Below are 18,212 nucleotides of genomic sequence, written 5' to 3' on the forward strand. Positions count from 1 at the left end.
TATGGCAAGGTCGTGTAAATGCCATATCACGGGTGAAACCGGGACAACTGATACCTTTGTAAAGATTGGGAAGTATTATTACAAAAGTCAAGAGATATATGACGCAGAGCAAAGGCAAAAGGAAATTTATAAATCTCTGATTGATTATATATGCTATGAGTTTTTGGGATATGGGGATGGTCAGCCCTTCCCCACATCCCTTCCCAAAAAAATTAAAGAACTTTCTTTCTACGATTATGAAACCATTTTAGAAACTTTTCAAAAGTGTCATGACGATATTTGCTATTGGATAGAACATAAACAGTTTGAAACAGAATATGGAAAGTTATCTTACATCTTTGCAATGGTAAAAAGTAAACTCTCTGATGTACACTCTGATCGTGTTCGTAGAGAAAAGCAGAGTGAAAATACAAAGAAAACCGAAATCGAATGTGGTGATTTGTCCAGTCTTGGTACAAAGCACAGAGGAAAGGACATAAGCAGCTTTCTTAATGATGATGAACTATAAGGAGGAACTGATCATGACTGAACGTGAATATTTCGATGCGGTAGAAAAGATTATCAATAAGGCACTCGCCGCTGGCATGACGTTAGATGAAATCTGTAAGAAATTGGAGATTGACACTGATGGCTGATTATCATGTCGGTGCGGGTTGTTTTGGCATATATGCCGGAACAATAAACAAGAAGGGTGATTTATGGCAAAACAAAACCGAGTGTACAGATGAAGCCATAAATGCAGTTCGTGATTATATGGTGCAGGAGTTACTTGGTGGTCTTAATTGTACTAAAGCATCATCCAGCGGCTATGAATGGACACTGAAAGATGGGCGCATTGTAGAACTCCGAGTGACAATTAAGGATGGTGATACAAATAAGTCTTAAAGATTATCCGCAGGAATTAGTTAAAGGGCGAGAGAGTGCGGAAGCAACATTTGTGTTTTGCTTGTGGAAGCAGCCAGATTTATTTGACGATTTTCAGAGAATTAATACTAATGATGATCAAACTCTAAAAACTGATGATGGTATATTTTATTTCTCATTTGGACGACAAATGTACAATCAGGGGTTCAAGTCTTTTGACAATGTTACAATTTACACGTTCCTCGAAAACAAGCCTACTGTAAAAAAGCATTTTGATGAACTTGGCGGTTATGCAACAGTCAGCGAACTTTGTTCATTAGTTAATCCCGAAAACGTTGATGCGTATTACGACAAGATTGCAAAAATGAATACTTTAATGACATTGCATGATAAAGGGTTTAACGTAATCGACAACATTGAAAAGTTTGCAAAAATGACCAATCAAGAAGTGTATGATTACTACGATTACATTTTGAATAGTGTGAGCATTAAGAATACGCATGATATTGATGTTGAAACATTAGAGATTGACGATAAGTTTCTGAAAGAATGTGATGAAGGTTCTGCTCAAGGAATTAGTTATGGAGCGCATTGTCCGATCCTGAATTATCTAACACTTGGTACACCTCTTGGTGATATGTATATGTTCGCTGGTCATAGCGGCGTTGGTAAAACCTCTTTTGTATTTGAGAATATGATACTGCCAATGACAGAGAGCGGCGTGAAGTGTGCTGTAATTAGTAACGAGCAGCGGTCAAAAGATTTTAAGCAACTGTTACTTGTCCATATCATGACAACAGAACTTGATTATTGGGGATTAACCAGAAAGAAATTAAAAATTGGCAACTTCACAGATGAACAGTGGGAATATCTGCGCAAGGCCAAAAAGATTTCTCATGAAAAGTACGGAAATATTCAATTTGTTAAGTTATTTGACAATGATATGAACAAAGTCAAACGAATTATTAAGAAACTTGCCAAATTAGGCTATCAGACAATCATGTTTGACACGATGAAATCTGAGGATGAGATTGATGAGGCTATGTGGCAGCAACTTCTTATACATAGTCGTAAGCTGTTTCAGATTACAAGTCGTGAAAACATTTCTCTGATCTGCACTTACCAGCTTGCCTTACATACTTTGAATAAACGGTATTTGGATGCCAGTTGTCTTTCTAATGCCAAGCAAATTAAGGAAGTCTTTTCTGAGATGGTATACGCAAGACCGTTATGGGATGATGAATACCCCGGAGAAAAATTTGATGTAAAGCCATATCAACTGGAGAAAGACAGCAGCGGCAAGTATACGAATGTACGAAAAACAATTCCATTGGATCGGGATAAGAAATATATTGTTGCATTTCTTGATAAAACAAGAAACGATGATGATAAGATTCAAGTCCTTTACCAATTCAATGGTAGATTTAATCGTTGGAAAGAGATTGGATATTGTTCTGTATTTAATGAACACAAGTAATCATAAGGAGTAAAAGTAATGGAACATTTAACAAGTACACAACAGAAAATGGTAGAAGAAAATCACAATCTCATTTATGGAATGGCTCATAAGTATAAAATCAATCTTGACGAATATTATGACGTTTTGGCGATTGGGCTGTGTAAAGCAGCCATGACATTTGATGAAACAAAAGGACAGTTTTCAACTTTTGCATATGTTACCATGCTTAATGAGTATAATGCGGTATTACGGCATAATAAAACATACATGGTTATTCCAGAGCAGAATCTTGTATCAATGAATACTCAAATGATTTCTGATGATGGAAATGGTGTTGTAGAATACGGTGATTTGTTTCCTGCTGATGTAGACATTGAAAAAGACACTGTAGAAACAGATTATGTATCTTTCTTGTGTAATCAAATTAATCATCCACAGGAACAAGAAGTCATCAAGTTATTGGCTAATGGATTTACACAGGCTGAAATTGCAGAAAAAATGGGTGTTAGTCGCCAGCGTATTGGTCAGTTAATGAACAAAATTCGGGAAAGATTGAGGAAATACGCAGCATGAGTGTAGGTTGTTTATGTTCTCATTGCAATTTTTCAGATTGTAATAGGCGCAATGATAATAAAATTCGTTGTACCAGATATAGTCAGTGGGTAAATCCAAATGATATAGGCTGTGATGTTTATGTAGGTGCAATGTCCTTTGCCGATATGTCTCCTGAGAAAATGAAAGAAATCGCAGAACTGTATCATGATTTAATTAAAAATAAATAACAAGAAATACAACAAGGAGTGATAGAAATGAAGAATTGGAAGTTTCCCTTAATTATTGCCGCTGTTGTAATTGCGGTTGTGATGCTGTGTATCTTTTCGTTCCAAGGGGTTCAGAACAAGGCTATTTCACTGGAGGAACAGATAAGCACCGCTCAATCTGAGATTAAGGTGCAGGAGAAGCGTAGGGCAGACCTGATTCCTAATCTGGTTGATTGTGTTCAGGCATATGATGAACATGAGTATCAGACTTTGATGGATGTTATTAACGCACGTGGTAGTTCTTCCGATGAAAGTGTTCAAGAGATTCAGACGATGATTCAGGCTGTTGCAGAGGCATATCCTGAACTCAAGAGTAGTGAAAACTATCGAGAGTTGATGAATGAGTTGGCGACTACTGAAAATTTGATTGCGAATTACCGTAGCAACTTCAATAAATGGGTTAAAAGTTACAATCAATATGTAAGGAAATTCCCGAACCGACAGATTCTTGGGATGCTGGGATATGAGGTTATTAGTTACGAATACCTTGATTATAATGTTTCTTCAGATGCTCCCACTAATTTATTTGACTAAAGGACATTCAAATGAAAATTACCAAACGAGAAACCATATTTAGTGTTGTCATTGTTGCAGCAATGTTGATTTTGGGTATCGTGTTATCAGACAAAATTAATGATAGCTTGATGAACTCATATCAAGAGTATAATACGACATTACAAATCAATGATGATTCTGAGTTGTTTGAGTATGGAATGAGAACAAATATTGGTAATGCGTTTGTTCATGGGAACTTGGCAGCGGTTGGTTCAGTATCATATCCAGAAGTTGAAGGCCAGTATGCCACAATGACAAAAGTAACTGAGCGATATACTATGCACACAAGAACAGTGACCAAAACACGCACTGTCAATGGTAAAACACAAACCTATACCACAACAGAACATTACTGGACGTGGGACACTATTGATAGAGATTATATCCATGTCAATAGCATTTCGTTTCTTGGCGTAGAATTTCCATACGGAACAATCGACTACTTCCCGGAACATAATGTTGCGACAATTTATCAAACCTCACATCTGCGAGATGTATATTATGGCTCTGATCTGGAGTATGAAGGAACCATTTACACAGTTTTGTCAGATAATACAATTTCTAATACAACCTTTTATTGTAATCGTTCTATTGAAGAAACGATTGATTCTTTAGAAGTTAAATGGCAGTTGATTGTATTTTGGGTTTTTTGGATTTTACTGATTAGTGGACTTGTGTATGGGTTTTATTACATTGACAACAGGTGGCTTGAGAATTAGGAGGATATATGCTGAAACATTTTTGTGATATATGTGGACAGGAACTATATGATTATCAACCGAAAGACGGTATGTACATTGATTCTCCTTGCGACACTAAAATTGTTAGTATTCAGAATCCAAATGAAAAGTCATCTTTTATCAATGATAATGATACATTACTTGAAAGAATGGAAGTGTGTTCTGATTGTGCAAAGAAGATTCTGAATTATATCAACAACACAAGAATTTCACATAATAATAGTTACAAAAAATCTAAACGTGAGATTGGCGATAAAGTAAGGTGTTTAATTACCAATGCCAGAATCGGTCTTTATTCTGGACATATATACACAGTCTGTGACATTCCGAAGGATTACGATGATGCCGTATATGTTGATGTTGGTAAGGGTTGGCAATCTTTATTGAAATTTGGTCAATATAGTTACTGTTTAGAGTAAAAAAGTAATTTGAAAGGAGGGTGATACTATCGTCAATGCCTTATCATTATCGAATTACTTAACAAATAATGTAGATGCGTGTATTACCCTTCTTGAATGTATGGGTTTTACGCAGATCACATACAGGCAACACAAAAATGAAATCAGGTTTAGTCGTGACGAAGGCCATAATCCAACAGCAATGAGGCTTAAACTTGATACGCTAAAGTTTGATGGGTTTTCTATCAATGCACATGGAAATCTGTATTCTCTTGTAATGAAATATGAGAATATGACTTTTCCTGAAGCATTACACTTTATTGCAGATGAACTTGGATTACAAAAAAGTCAGTTCAGCAGAAAGGTCAAATATCCTTTTGGTGGATTCTATAAAGGATTAATGAAAGAGATTCAAGAGCCTGAATACTCGATGCAAACATACGATACTTCTATTCTTGATGAATATGCTGGGAAGTATAATCTCATGTTCTTTCGAGACGGTATCAACTTTCAGACACAGGAGCATTTTAATGTAGGGTTTGACATAGAGACTTTGCGGATCACAGTTCCAGAATATACACTTGATGGTAAATTATGTGGGATTATGGGTAGGTTGAATGACAGTAAGTGCGCCAAAGAAGAACGTTGGTTGCCTATCATTCCTTGTTCACGCAGCCTCACATTATACGGATACCATTATAACTATGAGACAATCCAACAAAAGAACATAGTTGTGATTGGTGAATCTGAAAAGTTTGTCCAGCAACTTCATTCAATGGGGAGCGGTATTGGTTTAGCTACTTGCGGCTGTGATGTAAGTGAAATTCAAGCCAAACATATTAAGGCTCTTATGACTAACAAGATTATTCTGGCCTATGATGAGGGACTTGAGGAAGAACAAATACGATTACAGGCTGAAAAATTGGCTCTTAACAATGCTGTGTTCAAGAACAGTGTAGGGTATGTATTTGATAAAAACAATGAGATTCTGCCAAAAGGAAGCAAAGCAAGCCCATCTGATATGGGGAAAGCTGCATTTACAGAACTAATAAAAAAGCACGTTATTTGGCTTTCATAACAACAAATACAACGAAACAGCAGGGGAGGATGTAAATGGCAAAGCGTGATAAAGACCCAAGGTTACAAGAATTGTTTAAGGCAAATAAAAATGTGTACAGTATTTCCAAATGTAATACTATAGAGGAATGTTTGTATGAAACTTTTAAGTCATATATTGAGCATGACAAGGGTACAAACGGTATTTATGGTGTTCTTGGAACAAAAATCCACGACAAGTTGGAGGAAATCATCAATGGAGAAGCAACGGTTGATGAACTTCCCGATACTCTAAATCAGGAACTTTTGGATTTGGATATGCTGGGGATTGAGTTTCCAAAAGATTTCAAAGGGAACGATACTATTCGCGACAACTGGATTGCAGATATGAAGCATTTCTGCCAGACATTTCAGCCTCCAAAGGGTAAGTTCCAGACGGAGCAACTGATAATTTATCCTTTGTCTGAAGATAGGTATATTCAGGGTTACATTGACCTTATTCGTGAAAATGATGATGGAACCATTTCAATCTACGATTGGAAAACATCAACAGACTTTAAGGCTGCTGATCTGCTGCATCACGGGCGGCAACTTGTTCTCTATGCTCTTGCAAAAGAGGCAGATGGATATACAGTACGGGATGTGGCGTGGATTATGCTGAAGTATTGCGAAGTCAAATTCATGGGTAAGAAACGTGCAAATTCAAAGGCCAAAACCGAAATTGTTAAAGTTTTGAATCGTGGCAAGTTGGTGAGCGAATTAAAACATCACATTGAAAGTGATTTGACTGAACTTGGCTATGATGAGATTGACATTGAAATCATGCTCAAGAAAGCATTGGATGAAAATTCTCTGGATTCTTTGCCAGAGGAAATTAAGTCAAAGTATACCATCAAGCCATATGTTCGCCAGTATGAAATTACTGATGAACTCAAGCGGGAAACTTTGGAATATGTTAATAAAACCGCCGATTTATTTGAATCTCTTGATAAGGATGATGATAGTCAGTGGCCTCCAAGACAGTTTACAAAGATTAGTAAGACTGGTAAAGAGGTTGAAGATACATTCTTCTGCAATAACCTTTGTAATTTCCGAAAAACTTGTGTTCATCTTAAACGGTTCAATGATCAGTGGGAATTACGGAAGAAAGATGCAGATGAGGATGCTGATTTGTTTTAAGGAGGTTATTATGAACGGTTTTGTCCATTACAAAGACATTACACGTAAAATTCTTGATACCATTAAAGTTGGTGATGAAATTCTGGTTAATAATTGGACTGATCCTATGACTGTCAAATGTGTATCAGAAAATTACTTTGTAATGACTTGTGTAAAAGATGAAGATACATATTACTCTGTTTGTTCAAAAAAACCTTGGAATGGAATTAAGCATAATGCAATGGTTGGCGGTATGTTTCATTGCGGAACTGATGATTGGATTTTTGGTTCTCCACTTTGTATTAGTAATGAAAATCTATATCAGTTTGCAAATATGGAGTTGTCATTAAAGTATTTGCAAGAATTTGAAGATGAGAAATGCCATGTCTCTGAAAGAAATGGTATTGCAATCTACGACCTTTATGTAAGATGTTCAAAGTAATCATAGCTGGAGGTAGAGATTTTAGCGACTATGAATTTCTGAAGCTGACTATGGATCATTTGCTTTCAAATATTACAAGTGAAATTGGTATTGTTTGTGGCATGGCAAAAGGTGCTGATTTACTGGGGAAGCGGTATGCTAATGAGAAAGGATATAAGGTATTCTGCTTTCCAGCAGATTGGAGCAGCTTTGGTAAATCCGCTGGTTTTGTTCGTAATGAAGAGATGGCTCAAAACGCAGATGCGCTTGTGGCCTTTTGGAATGGCAAGAGTCGTGGAACACAGCATATGATTAAAACTGCTGAAAGATATAAATTAAAGATAAGAGTAAAAAACTATATTTAGTTGTATTTGGAGGTTTATGATGCAAGTAGTTACGAAAAATGAAAGCCCTATGAAATGGAATCAACCAACGATTGAGCATAGAAAAAACACTTGTTTTGACTGTGACCTGTTCCTTGGTGGTGCGTGTGACGGATTTGATGAGGATATAAAAGTTTGCTCGGACTATGCTGATTATTGGACTATTGTAAAAGAATAATTGGGTGTTGATATATGATTGCTGAAAAAAGCTGGGCTATTATTACAAACGACAGACAAAAAGCAGAAGCCATTATTAAAACATTACTTGTGTTATGTGATCCGGGGACAGTAGATAGAACAAGAATAAGTAAAAACGAATTATGCGTTCTATTTTCAGATGGTACACAGATTTGTTGGCATAATGCTTTACTTAACGGTGTTCGTGGAGTCAAATGTGGTCGCCTTTTGTGTGACAGAGACATTGATAAAAATGTATTAGAACATATTCTGTATGGAAGTTGTTATTTTGGTGAAGAAAAGGACATTATCTGTATTTGAAAGAGGTGAATAGATGCAGAATTATCATAGACATACATCATACAGCAATATTTGGGGCTTTAAGGACTCTGCTGCCGTAAATGAAGATTACGCAAAACGTGCTGTTGAACTTGGTCATAAGGTTATTTCGAGCGTTGAGCATGGTTTTCAAGGCTATTATTTTGAGACGTATGAACTTTCTAAGAAGTATGATTTGAAATTCATCTTCGGTTGTGAAGCGTATTGGGTTAAGGATAGGCATGAAAAGGATCGTACAAATTCTCATATTATCCTGCTTGCCAAGAATGAAAACGGACGTAGAGCAATCAATTCTGTTTTATCGACAGCGAGTGAAGATGGATACTATTTCCGTCCTCGTCTTGATACTGAATTGTTGTTGAGTCTCCCAGCAGATGATGTATTTGTTACTACTGCTTGTATTGCTTTCTGGCATTACGATGACATTGAAGATATTGTTGTCAAACTTCACGAACATTTCAAAGACAACTTTATGCTTGAAATTCAGTATCACAAAACAGAAGCACAAATCAATCTCAATAAACGAATTTTGGCATTGTCTGAAAAGTATGGTATTGAAATGATTGTGGGCATGGATAGTCATTTCATTTATCCAGAACAAGAGGCAGAACGTAATTATATGCTTGCAACAAATCCAACCAGATATGAAGATGAAGATGGTTGGTACATGGATTACCCCGATGATGAAACTACTATGAATCGCTTTCTGAAACAGGATGTATTTACAAGAGCGCAGATTCAGAAAGCAATGGACAATACTGATCTATTATTAACGTTTGATGATTATGATGTTTTGCCAGATGGAACACATAATCCGATTTTCTCCAAGGACATTAAGTTACCTACTTTGTATGACGGTGAACACATCATTGATGGTGTATTACTTCCAAAACTGACACAGGATGAACGCAATAAAGAATATAGCAAATTGATTACACGGTTATTCAAGGAATATGTCAAGGATGTTCCTAAAGAACAGTATGATGAGTATTTTGAAGGAGTAAAGACAGAAGTTCAGGTAATTAAGGATACAAATATGTCTGATTACTTCCTGATTGACTATTATATGGTGAAACGTGCCATTGAAAAAGGGGGCGTTTTGACAAACTCAGGCCGTGGCAGTTCGGTTGGTTATTTCACCAATACTCTCCTTGGATTCTCAAAGGTTGATCGTTTCCAGAGTCCTATTAAATTGTACCCGGAGCGATTTATCAGTAAGAGTCGTATTCTTGAAACAAAGTCGTTACCTGATATTGACCTGAATTGGGGTACACCAGAAATTGCAGCGGAGGCGCAGGAAGAAATCTTGGGTAAGGATCATGCTTATCCTATGATCGCCTTTGGTACGTGCAAGAAAAAGAGTGCGTTTAAGTTATATGCACGTTCACAGAACATGGATTTTGAACTCGCAAATACTATTTCTACGCAGATAGAGAAGTATGATGAGGCCATGAAATATGCTGACGATGATGAAAAGGACGATATTAGCATTTATGATTATGTAGATGAAGAATACCATTCCTACATTGACGCAAGCAAAAAGTATCAGGGCATTATTACTGACAAGAAAAAGGCTCCATGTGCTTACCTTTTGTATGCTGGCAGTATTCGTGAGGAAATAGGTTTAATCAAGTGTAAGAGTGATACCACAAAGAAAGAGTACATGACCGCTGTAATTGACGGTGCGATTGCTGAAAATTATAAGTTCTTGAAGAATGATATTCTCAAGGTCGATGTTGTGCTTCTGGTTGATATGATCTATAAGCGTATAGGCATTACACCACATACTGTTAATAGGCTTATGGAATTAGTCAAAAATGATCAGGCTGTATGGAATATTTACGCCAATGGATATACGATGGGTGTAAATCAGGTTGAGAAAGCCTCAACCACCAGAAAGTCTATGAAGTATCAGCCCAAGAACGTTTCTGAGTTGTCAGCGTTTATTGCAGCTATTCGTCCAGCATTTAAGTCTATGTATTCTAAATTAGAGAATCGTGAGGACTTTTCCTATGATATTCCTGCATTTGACAAGATTCTTCAGACAGAGGAATTACCGCAGAGTTTCATTCTCTACCAAGAGCAGACTATGAATACTCTGAACTATGCTGGATTCCCTATTGATGAGTGCTATGGTATTATCAAGGCTATTGCAAAAAAACACCCTGAAAAGGTTAAGCCTCTGAAGGAACGGTTTATTAATGGTTTCCGAGATAAGATTATGCAAGATGAGGGCGTGTCGGCAGAAAAGGCAGAAGAGGATAGTGCAAGGGTATGGCAGATCATCTCAGACTCTTGTGGATATGGATTCAACTCAGCCCACGCCTATTGTATGGCACTGGACAGCCTTTACAATGCCTATCTCAAAGCCCACTATCCATATGAGTTCTATGAAGTTCTTCTTCAGACATATTCAGATAAGGGAAAGAAAGATAAGGTTGCAGAACTCAAACAAGAGATGAATAAAGCCTTTGGTATTCGAGAGGGCGATTTTCGGTTTGGCCTTGATAACAGAAAGTTTGTTGCTGATCCAGACAATCACACTATCTATCCTTCGCTGCTGTCTATTAAGGGACTGAGCCAAGGGTGTGCGAATGACTTATATTCTCTTGGCAAAAAGAAGTTTAAGAATTTTTATGAACTTTGGAAAGAACTTAAAAAGAAAAAGAGTCTAAATAGTGCAAAAATCAATACGCTTATTGAGATTGGCTATTTTGATGATTTTGGTTCGATTGGTAAAATCAAAAGATTTGTTGAAATCCTTGATAAGCTATATGAACGTTCACAATTTAGTAAGTCTGATCCTCCGAATGAATTTATCTCTTATATCATGAAATATTCTGAGGCCACAGACAAACAGTATAGAAAGTTTGATTATGATGCAGCACTCAATGAAATTTGGAACGACTTAGATGATACTGAAATTTCATTTAATGAACGCTTAAAGTATGAACTTAACAACATTGGCTATGTTAAAACCATAATGCCTGATATGTTGCCTGATTACGCCTTTGTACAAGAGTATGAGTGTAAGTATAAGAATCCCAAACTGACGCTATATCGACTTTGTGATGGCTCTACAGAGGTTGTTAAGGTGCGCCGAAAAAAGTATGATGAAGCACCAATCAATGTTGGGGACATTATCAAAACGCTGGAATGTTCAGATGAAGGCCGTTGGTCTAAGGATGAAAATGGTGACTGGCAGCAGAGCCAGACAGATCACGAATGTATCTTGAAGAAATGGTCTTTCGTCAGGGACAATACTACTGAGGGAGGGGAACCAGCATGAAATGTCCTTATGGAAACGAATGTTGTCTGTGCGCTGATTGCACAGACAACGCAAAGTACGATGGTTGTGAGAAGGGATATTGTATTCATTGCTATGAGTGTGAAGATGCTCAAAAAGCTGTTCATGACGTATACTTTTGTACTGGACATAGGAGGATAGAAAGTGAGGACTAAAGACGAACTATTCATGCTTGGAGAAGTTTCCACTTTACTTCAATATCTTTTTATGAGTGAAAAGCATACTATAACATTCAATAATGGGCTTACTGATTTACAAATCAGAATGGATGAGAATTTCAATATTTGGTGTAGGAATTTGCAATTTTCTGATATTCCTGAATCGAATTTTAATGAGCAAATGACAACCCTATATATGCTTGGTGTCATTCAAATTCTTCAAAACACACCTCCAGTTGAATTTAAAAATGCGTTTGCAAATCGCTGGGAAGAAATCAAACAAATCACCTTGGCTAATCTTGCTTTAAATAGAAAATAGGTTAAAATGCAATGGTGAGATTTAAAACGAAAGAGATTGATAGTTATTATGCTGCCAATTCAATTTTGAATTTTATTGATTATGCTGAATCCAATTTGCATAGCATTGGCAGATATAATGGTTCATTATCATTATACCGCAAATGTTTGTATATTAGGCGGGAAGATTCATTGTTCTATAAGTATGGAGAAGATAATACTGGAGATGTTCAAAGACTAAAACAATTCATGCGTAGATGTTGCCGTGAAATCAGTCTGTGGAAGAAGGTGTTTTGAAATGATTTATACTACATATTTTGCAAAATTGAAATCGTTACCTAAAGATATTGTGCCAATTAGCATTTGTGGCAAGGCTCCAAATAGCTACAATGGCCTTCAGTATAAAAAACTTGCACCAAAATATGATTTCTTTATGAAATGGAAAGAGAATCATGATAACGACTATTATATCTGTTGTTTTGATAATCAAGTTCTTTCTGTGCTTAATCCTACACAGGTAGTTGCTGATTTAACTGCAATGGCAGCAGGACGTGATGTTGCTTTAATATGCTATGAAAAGCCGACAGATTTTTGCCATAGACATTTGGTAGCGGAATGGTTACAAAAGAATGGCTATAATGTCCAAGAATGGAGTGTCTAAATGGGAGAAGATAAAAGTAGTGTTTTATACTATAATGGTAGGCCATTACTTAATATAAGTGAGATGCCTCCCATAACGTTTGATTCATGTGTAGATGGTGGTGATATAATCGGCACTTTTCCACAAAACAGAAATTGTTCATTTACAGCAACATTCAAACATTTAAAAATGAGCCGCAAGAAATTTGTTCATAATCTAATAAAACAAGGTTATTCTAAAAAAATGGCTAAACAGTTGGCATGGTATTGCAATGGTAAAAGGATTCCTTATGGTGCTGCCAACAATTTAATAGCTTTGGGTTTATCTGTGAGGTGATTGGAATTTTAGAACTATACAAATATACTGATAAAGAAATTGACCAGCTTGTTAGGTCTATTGTAATTCTTACTGATACCAGAGAACAGAAGAACCAACATATTCTTGATTGGTTTGATAAAAAGAAAATTCCCCATAAGACAAAAGCATTGTCAAATGGAGATTATAGTTTTTATGTTCCTGCCAATCCTGATCTGAATATTGATAGAGATTTGTTCTTTGATAAAGAAATTATGGTAGAACGTAAAGGATCACTGGAGGAACTAAGCGGCAATCTTTCGCAACAACGGGCAAGGTTTGAGGAAGAAATGGCTACATATCCGGGCAAGAAGTATTTACTGATCGAGAACGCAAACTACCAAGATATTATCACGGGGAACTATGATACAAAGTTTTCGGCAAAAGCGTATCTTGCAAGCCTCCATACATTTAACCATCGTTATGATCTTCAGATGATATTCATGCCTGATCCACAGTATTCAGGATATTTTCTGTATGGAGTGTTCACATACTTTCTCAGAAAAATTTTGCGGTAACTGCTTGACAATAACAAGAAATACAACTATACTAATAATAGATGGGGCATTCCTCGGATGCTCCATCTACCAGAAAGTGTATAACAACAAATACAATAACGAAAGGGGATTGCATGAATAGTTCAATAATTGCTGACCTTGTACGGAAACTCAATGAGTGTCGTGATGCTTATTATAATCGTTCTGATCCGCTTATTCCTGACTCGGAATATGATTTCTTATTTGATAAGTTAAAGCGGCTTGAGAATGAGACAGGGATTATCCTAAGTAATTCACCTACACAGACTGTTGGATATGAAGTCAAGAGCAAGTTGGCAAAGGTACAACACGATATTCCTTTGCTCTCGCTTGACAAAACTAAAGACGAAAATGAACTAAATAAATTCGCAAAAGAAAATCCATGCCTGTTGATGTTCAAGTATGATGGCCTAACAGTAGAGTTGATTTATGATGGCGGTGAGTTAATTCAGGCTTCAACCCGTGGTGATGGGTATGTTGGAGAAGATATTACTCATAATGCGAAAACATTCAAAAACATTCCTTTAAATATTCCATATAGGGGATTTCTTAGGGTTGTTGGTGAAGCTATCATTCATGAAAGCGATTTTAAGGCAATCAACGACAATCTTCCTGCTGGTGAAAAACCATATGCAAATGCCCGTAATTTGGCGGCAGGATCGGTTAGGCAGCTTGATAGCGGTATTTGTGCAGAGCGTAATATTGCTTGGATGCTTTGGGATGTACTCGAAGGACTGGATGATGTAATTCCCATTAGCGACTCCAGAGAAGCAAAAATGAATTATTGTGTAAATATAGGATTTGAAGCACCTGATTTTCTTCCTTTTACATTAGAAGTTCATCAAAATAATCTTTCAGAGATGATTGAGTCATTAAAGGCCAGCGCAAAAAATAAAGGTATTCCCATTGATGGCCTTGTTATGAAATATGATAGTATCTCTTACTCAAAACAGAAAGGCGGTACTTCTCATCATAACAATGACGGTATTGCCTTTAAATTTGAAGATGAAACCGCAGATACAGTGTTGCGGGATATTGAATGGTCGCTTGGTAGAACGGGGCAACTTACTCCTGTAGCAATTTTTGATCCTGTTGATCTGGATGGGACAGTAGTAACAAGAGCCAGCGTACATAATTTGAGTTACATCAAGGACTTTGATCTGCGTGTTGGAGATAGCATCAGGGTTTATAAAGCCAATATGATTATTCCTCAGATATTAAAAAATCTCTCTGCTGAAAGCAGAACAGACAATATTTGTGTGGAATATCCTCATGTTTGCCCTGTATGTGGATATGGCCTTGTCGTTGAAAAGGTAAACAATACAGAAACATTGTATTGTAAGAATCCTCATTGTGCTGGAAAGAAATTAGGTGCATTTGAACACTTTGTAAGTAAACCAGCTATGAATATTGATGGACTGTCTGAAGCAACGCTGGAGCGTTTTATCTCAAATGGATGGCTAAATGATTTTTCAGACTTGTATCGTCTTGATCAGTATAAAAATGAGATTGTCCGAATGGATGGCTTTGGTACACGTTCCTATGAAAAATTGTGGGATGCTATTCAAGCATCAAGAAATGTTTCATTTGATAAGTTCCTTGTTTCTTTGGGTATTCCTAATGTTGGTAAGACAGCATCTAAGGCCATTGCAAAGTATTGTGAATATGATATTGCAAGGTTTGAAGATTTAGTAGGAAATGATTTCGATTGGACTGTACTTGATGATTTTGGAGAAGTAATGTCCAATAGTATCAAAGAATGGTTCGAGGACTCTTTGAATGTTGCTCTGTTTGCAAAACTTCTTGACTACATTACGATTTCAAAGCCTGAGATTACAGTTGTCAAAAGTAATCCATTCAAAGACAAAATTGTTGTTGCAACTGGCACACTACATAACTTCACCAGAGATGGTATTACTAAAAAGTTAGAGGAACTTGGAGCAAAAGTTGCTGGTTCAGTTTCTAAGAAAACAGATTATCTTATTGCTGGTGAGAAAGCTGGATCAAAAATGGCAAAAGCGCAGCAACTCGGCGTAATGGTTTTGACTGAACAAAAATTCATGGAGATGATTAGTTGAAAATTTTACATCGGCTCTTAGGATATTGCCCTATATGTGGACGTTGGTTTCAATTCAGCACCAAGCAGCGTACCCCAAACACTGTTAAAGACGAATATATTGTATGCTGCAAGTCTTGCTATGAAAAAATCGAAGCATATAGAGATAAATTACTCAGGGATTTACATAAAGATCAGAGGATTAAATCAAGAATGATGAAATAAAGGCGAGGACGTGCGCCAAAACACACGTCCTCATCAAGTAAATTATTTCTTTTTCTCCGTATCAGCAACGGGTGTTGATTCAGGCTCGTCAAGGGAAATCCCTAATTTCTGAGCAATTTCCTCATTGCTCATTCCAGCATCTTTTGCCTTTGAAATAAGAGCTTTCAGGCCAGCGGCTTTAGAAGCACGTGGCTTTGGATTAAGGATTGCATTTTTCTTTGCCTCTAATTTTTGAATAGCGTCCTTATGTCCAGCAATCTTTTTGTCAATCTCGGCAATACGTTCTTCTGCTGGGCGGCGAACTAACTTGCGCTGTTTGTTTTCGGCTTCTGCCATTATAGATCACTCCTTATCTCAAAATATGGCATTTGAATTATAGCACACTTCTTTTAATTTGTAAACATGAAAGGTGAAAAATTTAATGGGAGAATACACTTATACCAATGAGGACTTGATTAAAATGCAATCACGTCCTTTTAATACAAAGCTGCAAGTAACAACTGCAAAGTTCCTTGAGTTTTGTCAAAAGACTAAATATAATGTTTCCCTCTCATTTTCGGGGGGGGGGGCAGATAGTTCAGTTTTGTTAGATATGTTTGCAAAGTTTTGGTCATTGCATCGTAAACAGCATGGTAATAAACCCTTGCTTGTTATTTATGCAAATACAAGCAACGAATTTGCGTCTATGCCAAAACACGTTAAATTCTTTTGCGAATATATTGAAAACAAATATGATATAAAAATTGATTTACACATTGTACGAAGCAAGATTACTTTCTTTGATGTTGTAAAAACTGAAGGGTATCCAGTGGCAAGCAAGAAAGTTGCTCGAATGATCCGTGACGTAAAGAATTTTCTTGATGAGAGAGGTTTGAAATATGAGGACGATATTGAACCGTATCTTGATCAGGGAATTGAAACAGCAAACTATTTGCGCTCTATTAACTGTCCTGCGACTATCGTATTAAGACTTTCTGGATATACCAGAGATAACAACATCTCAAAAACATGGTCAATTCCAAAGAAATGGAGATTTTTAATCAATGCGCCATTTCCAATCAGTGAACATTGTTGTGATATTCTTAAAAAGCAACCGATTAAACTTGTTCAAAAGGAAGTAAAAGCTAATCCTATTTATGGAACTTTAGCCGAAGATAGTCAAATGCGGCGAGATGCTTACTTAAAAACAGGCTGTAATGCTTTTAAAGATGGTCACGGTAAGTCAACTCCTATGGGATTTTGGACTCGACAGGATATATTAAGATACCTACATGATTTTAATATTCCTATTGCACCTCCATATGGCGAGATAGTTCAACTTGAAAATGGTAAATTCGAGTTTACTAAAGAACATAATACAGGATGTAAATTGTGCTTGTTTGGTTGTCATTTAGAGAAAGAGCCAAATCGTATTCAGCGTTTAGCTGATATTGAGCCAAACACTTATAAGTTTGTGATGAAAAGTCGTGAGGAAGGTGGTCTTGGTTATCGTGAAGTAATGGATTACTTAGGAATACCTTATGAGAACAAAGGAGATACATGAAAAAAGTTTTAACAATTACAATCGCATTTTTAGTTTTAATATTCGGCATTATTGTGGTGGGTCTGACAACGGTTCAAGAAAACAAGGCCAAAGAAGTGCAACCAATTCAATCAAGTGAGAAATGTCAATTAGTTTATATTGATTCAACTATTCCTGTAATAAAGCCTTTCTATACCACAATAGCAAATCATATTACAGAGAACGAACGTGAAACGCTTGCACGACTTGTATATCTGGAAGCCAGAGGACAATCTTATCTTGGTCAAAAGGCGGTTGTAGAAGTTGTATTGAATAGAGTATTGAGTGATGAATTTCCTAACACGATTGACGATGTAATATATCAAAAGAATCAGTTTTCTCCTGCAAAATACATTGAAACAACTATTCCAACTCAAATTCAATATGACGTAGTTGATGAAGTTTTATCTGAGATTTATCCAGTTTTGAATACAAATGTGCTGTTCTTTTCAACGAAACAATATAATGATTTGCTTTATGAAAAGATTGGAGATCATTATTTTTGTTATTCTACAAAATCTTATGAAAAACAGAAAGGAAACTAACAACAATGAAACGCAATAATTATCCCAAGCGTAAAAACTCTGAGCAGATGGATGAGCCAAAGAAGGTTGTTAAGATCAGTTGTATGGAGTGTGGGAGTTCTCACGGAACCATGCGAAAGATTAACGATCATGGCAAGAGAGGGTATCTTTGCGAGTATTGTT

Annotated in this window: 23 protein-coding genes; 22 read left to right on the forward strand and 1 reads right to left on the reverse strand. The window is 36.5% G+C overall.

Annotation, left to right across the window (positions count from 1 at the left end):
• Nucleotide 1: 1 nt before the first annotated feature.
• The 20 genes from VV088_RS01045 (at nt 2) to ligA (ending at nt 15,741) form a co-directional block, all read left to right on the forward strand.
• Nucleotides 2-508, forward strand: a complete 507-nt coding sequence (locus tag VV088_RS01045) for a hypothetical protein (RefSeq protein WP_160265840.1) — start codon at nt 2-4, stop codon at nt 506-508.
• 119 nt (nt 509-627) lie between these two features.
• The gene (locus tag VV088_RS01050) at nt 628-885 is read left to right on the forward strand and encodes a DUF7446 family protein (RefSeq protein ID WP_160265839.1); all 258 of its coding nucleotides are present in this window, start codon (nt 628-630) and stop codon (nt 883-885) included.
• A complete protein-coding gene (locus tag VV088_RS01055) occupies nt 863-2,341 on the forward strand; it encodes a DnaB-like helicase C-terminal domain-containing protein (protein WP_160265838.1) in 1,479 nt (492 codons plus the stop codon). Before VV088_RS01050 ends, VV088_RS01055 begins: the two co-directional genes overlap by 23 nt.
• 18 nt (nt 2,342-2,359) lie before the next feature.
• Nucleotides 2,360-2,896 (forward strand): sigma-70 family RNA polymerase sigma factor, encoded by a 537-nt coding sequence (locus tag VV088_RS01060; RefSeq protein ID WP_160265837.1) that lies wholly within the window; start codon nt 2,360-2,362, stop codon nt 2,894-2,896.
• Complete coding sequence (locus VV088_RS01065) at nt 2,893-3,105, forward strand: hypothetical protein (protein ID WP_160265836.1); 213 nt, start codon at nt 2,893-2,895, stop codon at nt 3,103-3,105. The genes VV088_RS01060 and VV088_RS01065 overlap by 4 nt, the downstream gene beginning before the upstream one ends.
• A 27-nt stretch (nt 3,106-3,132) precedes the next feature.
• A complete protein-coding gene (locus VV088_RS01070) occupies nt 3,133-3,678 on the forward strand; it encodes a LemA family protein (protein WP_160265835.1) in 546 nt (181 codons plus the stop codon).
• A gap of 11 nt (nt 3,679-3,689) precedes the next feature.
• The gene (locus VV088_RS01075; RefSeq protein ID WP_160265834.1) at nt 3,690-4,418 is read left to right on the forward strand and encodes a hypothetical protein; all 729 of its coding nucleotides are present in this window, start codon (nt 3,690-3,692) and stop codon (nt 4,416-4,418) included.
• 8 nt (nt 4,419-4,426) lie between these two features.
• Nucleotides 4,427-4,858: a hypothetical protein gene (locus VV088_RS01080; RefSeq protein WP_160265833.1), complete on the forward strand. Its 432-nt coding sequence runs from the start codon at nt 4,427-4,429 to the stop codon at nt 4,856-4,858.
• Nucleotides 4,859-4,958: 100 nt separating this feature from the next.
• Nucleotides 4,959-5,915 carry a hypothetical protein gene (locus tag VV088_RS01085; RefSeq protein ID WP_334598982.1) on the forward strand — a complete coding sequence of 319 codons (957 nt, stop codon included), beginning with the start codon at nt 4,959-4,961 and terminating at the stop codon, nt 5,913-5,915.
• 35 nt (nt 5,916-5,950) lie between these two features.
• Nucleotides 5,951-7,072, forward strand: coding sequence for a PD-(D/E)XK nuclease family protein (locus VV088_RS01090; RefSeq protein WP_334598983.1), 1,122 nt, complete (start codon nt 5,951-5,953; stop codon nt 7,070-7,072).
• A 10-nt stretch (nt 7,073-7,082) separates the two neighbouring features.
• Nucleotides 7,083-7,493: a hypothetical protein gene (locus tag VV088_RS01095; protein WP_160265830.1), complete on the forward strand. Its 411-nt coding sequence runs from the start codon at nt 7,083-7,085 to the stop codon at nt 7,491-7,493.
• Between the two features lie 50 nt (nt 7,494-7,543).
• A complete protein-coding gene (locus VV088_RS01100; RefSeq protein ID WP_334598984.1) occupies nt 7,544-7,837 on the forward strand; it encodes an SLOG family protein in 294 nt (97 codons plus the stop codon).
• A gap of 16 nt (nt 7,838-7,853) precedes the next feature.
• A complete protein-coding gene (locus VV088_RS01105; protein WP_160265828.1) occupies nt 7,854-8,033 on the forward strand; it encodes a hypothetical protein in 180 nt (59 codons plus the stop codon).
• Between the two features lie 14 nt (nt 8,034-8,047).
• Nucleotides 8,048-8,353: a hypothetical protein gene (locus VV088_RS01110; RefSeq protein ID WP_334598985.1), complete on the forward strand. Its 306-nt coding sequence runs from the start codon at nt 8,048-8,050 to the stop codon at nt 8,351-8,353.
• A gap of 13 nt (nt 8,354-8,366) precedes the next feature.
• A complete protein-coding gene (locus VV088_RS01115; RefSeq protein WP_334598986.1) occupies nt 8,367-11,660 on the forward strand; it encodes a PHP domain-containing protein in 3,294 nt (1,097 codons plus the stop codon).
• A 162-nt stretch (nt 11,661-11,822) separates the two neighbouring features.
• Nucleotides 11,823-12,155 carry a hypothetical protein gene (locus VV088_RS01120; RefSeq protein WP_217959265.1) on the forward strand — a complete coding sequence of 111 codons (333 nt, stop codon included), beginning with the start codon at nt 11,823-11,825 and terminating at the stop codon, nt 12,153-12,155.
• 276 nt (nt 12,156-12,431) lie between these two features.
• Nucleotides 12,432-12,794 (forward strand): DUF488 family protein, N3 subclade, encoded by a 363-nt coding sequence (locus tag VV088_RS01125; RefSeq protein ID WP_217959264.1) that lies wholly within the window; start codon nt 12,432-12,434, stop codon nt 12,792-12,794.
• Nucleotides 12,795-13,109, forward strand: a complete 315-nt coding sequence (locus VV088_RS01130; protein WP_285829543.1) for a hypothetical protein — start codon at nt 12,795-12,797, stop codon at nt 13,107-13,109.
• Nucleotides 13,106-13,645, forward strand: a complete 540-nt coding sequence (locus VV088_RS01135; RefSeq protein ID WP_255202682.1) for an ERCC4 domain-containing protein — start codon at nt 13,106-13,108, stop codon at nt 13,643-13,645. Before VV088_RS01130 ends, VV088_RS01135 begins: the two co-directional genes overlap by 4 nt.
• A gap of 113 nt (nt 13,646-13,758) precedes the next feature.
• Entirely contained in the window at nt 13,759-15,741 is a 1,983-nt protein-coding gene (ligA, locus tag VV088_RS01140) for an NAD-dependent DNA ligase LigA (protein ID WP_285829544.1), read from the forward strand.
• A 245-nt stretch (nt 15,742-15,986) separates the two neighbouring features.
• Here ligA and VV088_RS01145 read toward each other — a convergent pair whose 3' ends face one another.
• Complete coding sequence (locus VV088_RS01145; protein ID WP_334462061.1) at nt 15,987-16,280, reverse strand: hypothetical protein; 294 nt, start codon at nt 16,278-16,280, stop codon at nt 15,987-15,989.
• Nucleotides 16,281-16,365: 85 nt separating this feature from the next.
• Between VV088_RS01145 and VV088_RS01150 the strand changes: the two genes are divergently transcribed.
• Nucleotides 16,366-17,487: a hypothetical protein gene (locus tag VV088_RS01150; RefSeq protein WP_334598987.1), complete on the forward strand. Its 1,122-nt coding sequence runs from the start codon at nt 16,366-16,368 to the stop codon at nt 17,485-17,487.
• On the forward strand, nt 17,484-18,050 hold the full coding sequence (locus VV088_RS01155) for a cell wall hydrolase (protein WP_285829761.1): 567 nt from the start codon (nt 17,484-17,486) through the stop codon (nt 18,048-18,050). The genes VV088_RS01150 and VV088_RS01155 overlap by 4 nt, the downstream gene beginning before the upstream one ends.
• Nucleotides 18,051-18,212 lie beyond the last annotated feature (162 nt).

Origin of the sequence: Lawsonibacter sp. JLR.KK007 (assembly GCF_036941135.1) — a bacterium.
Classification (GTDB): Bacteria; Bacillota; Clostridia; order Oscillospirales; family Oscillospiraceae; genus Lawsonibacter.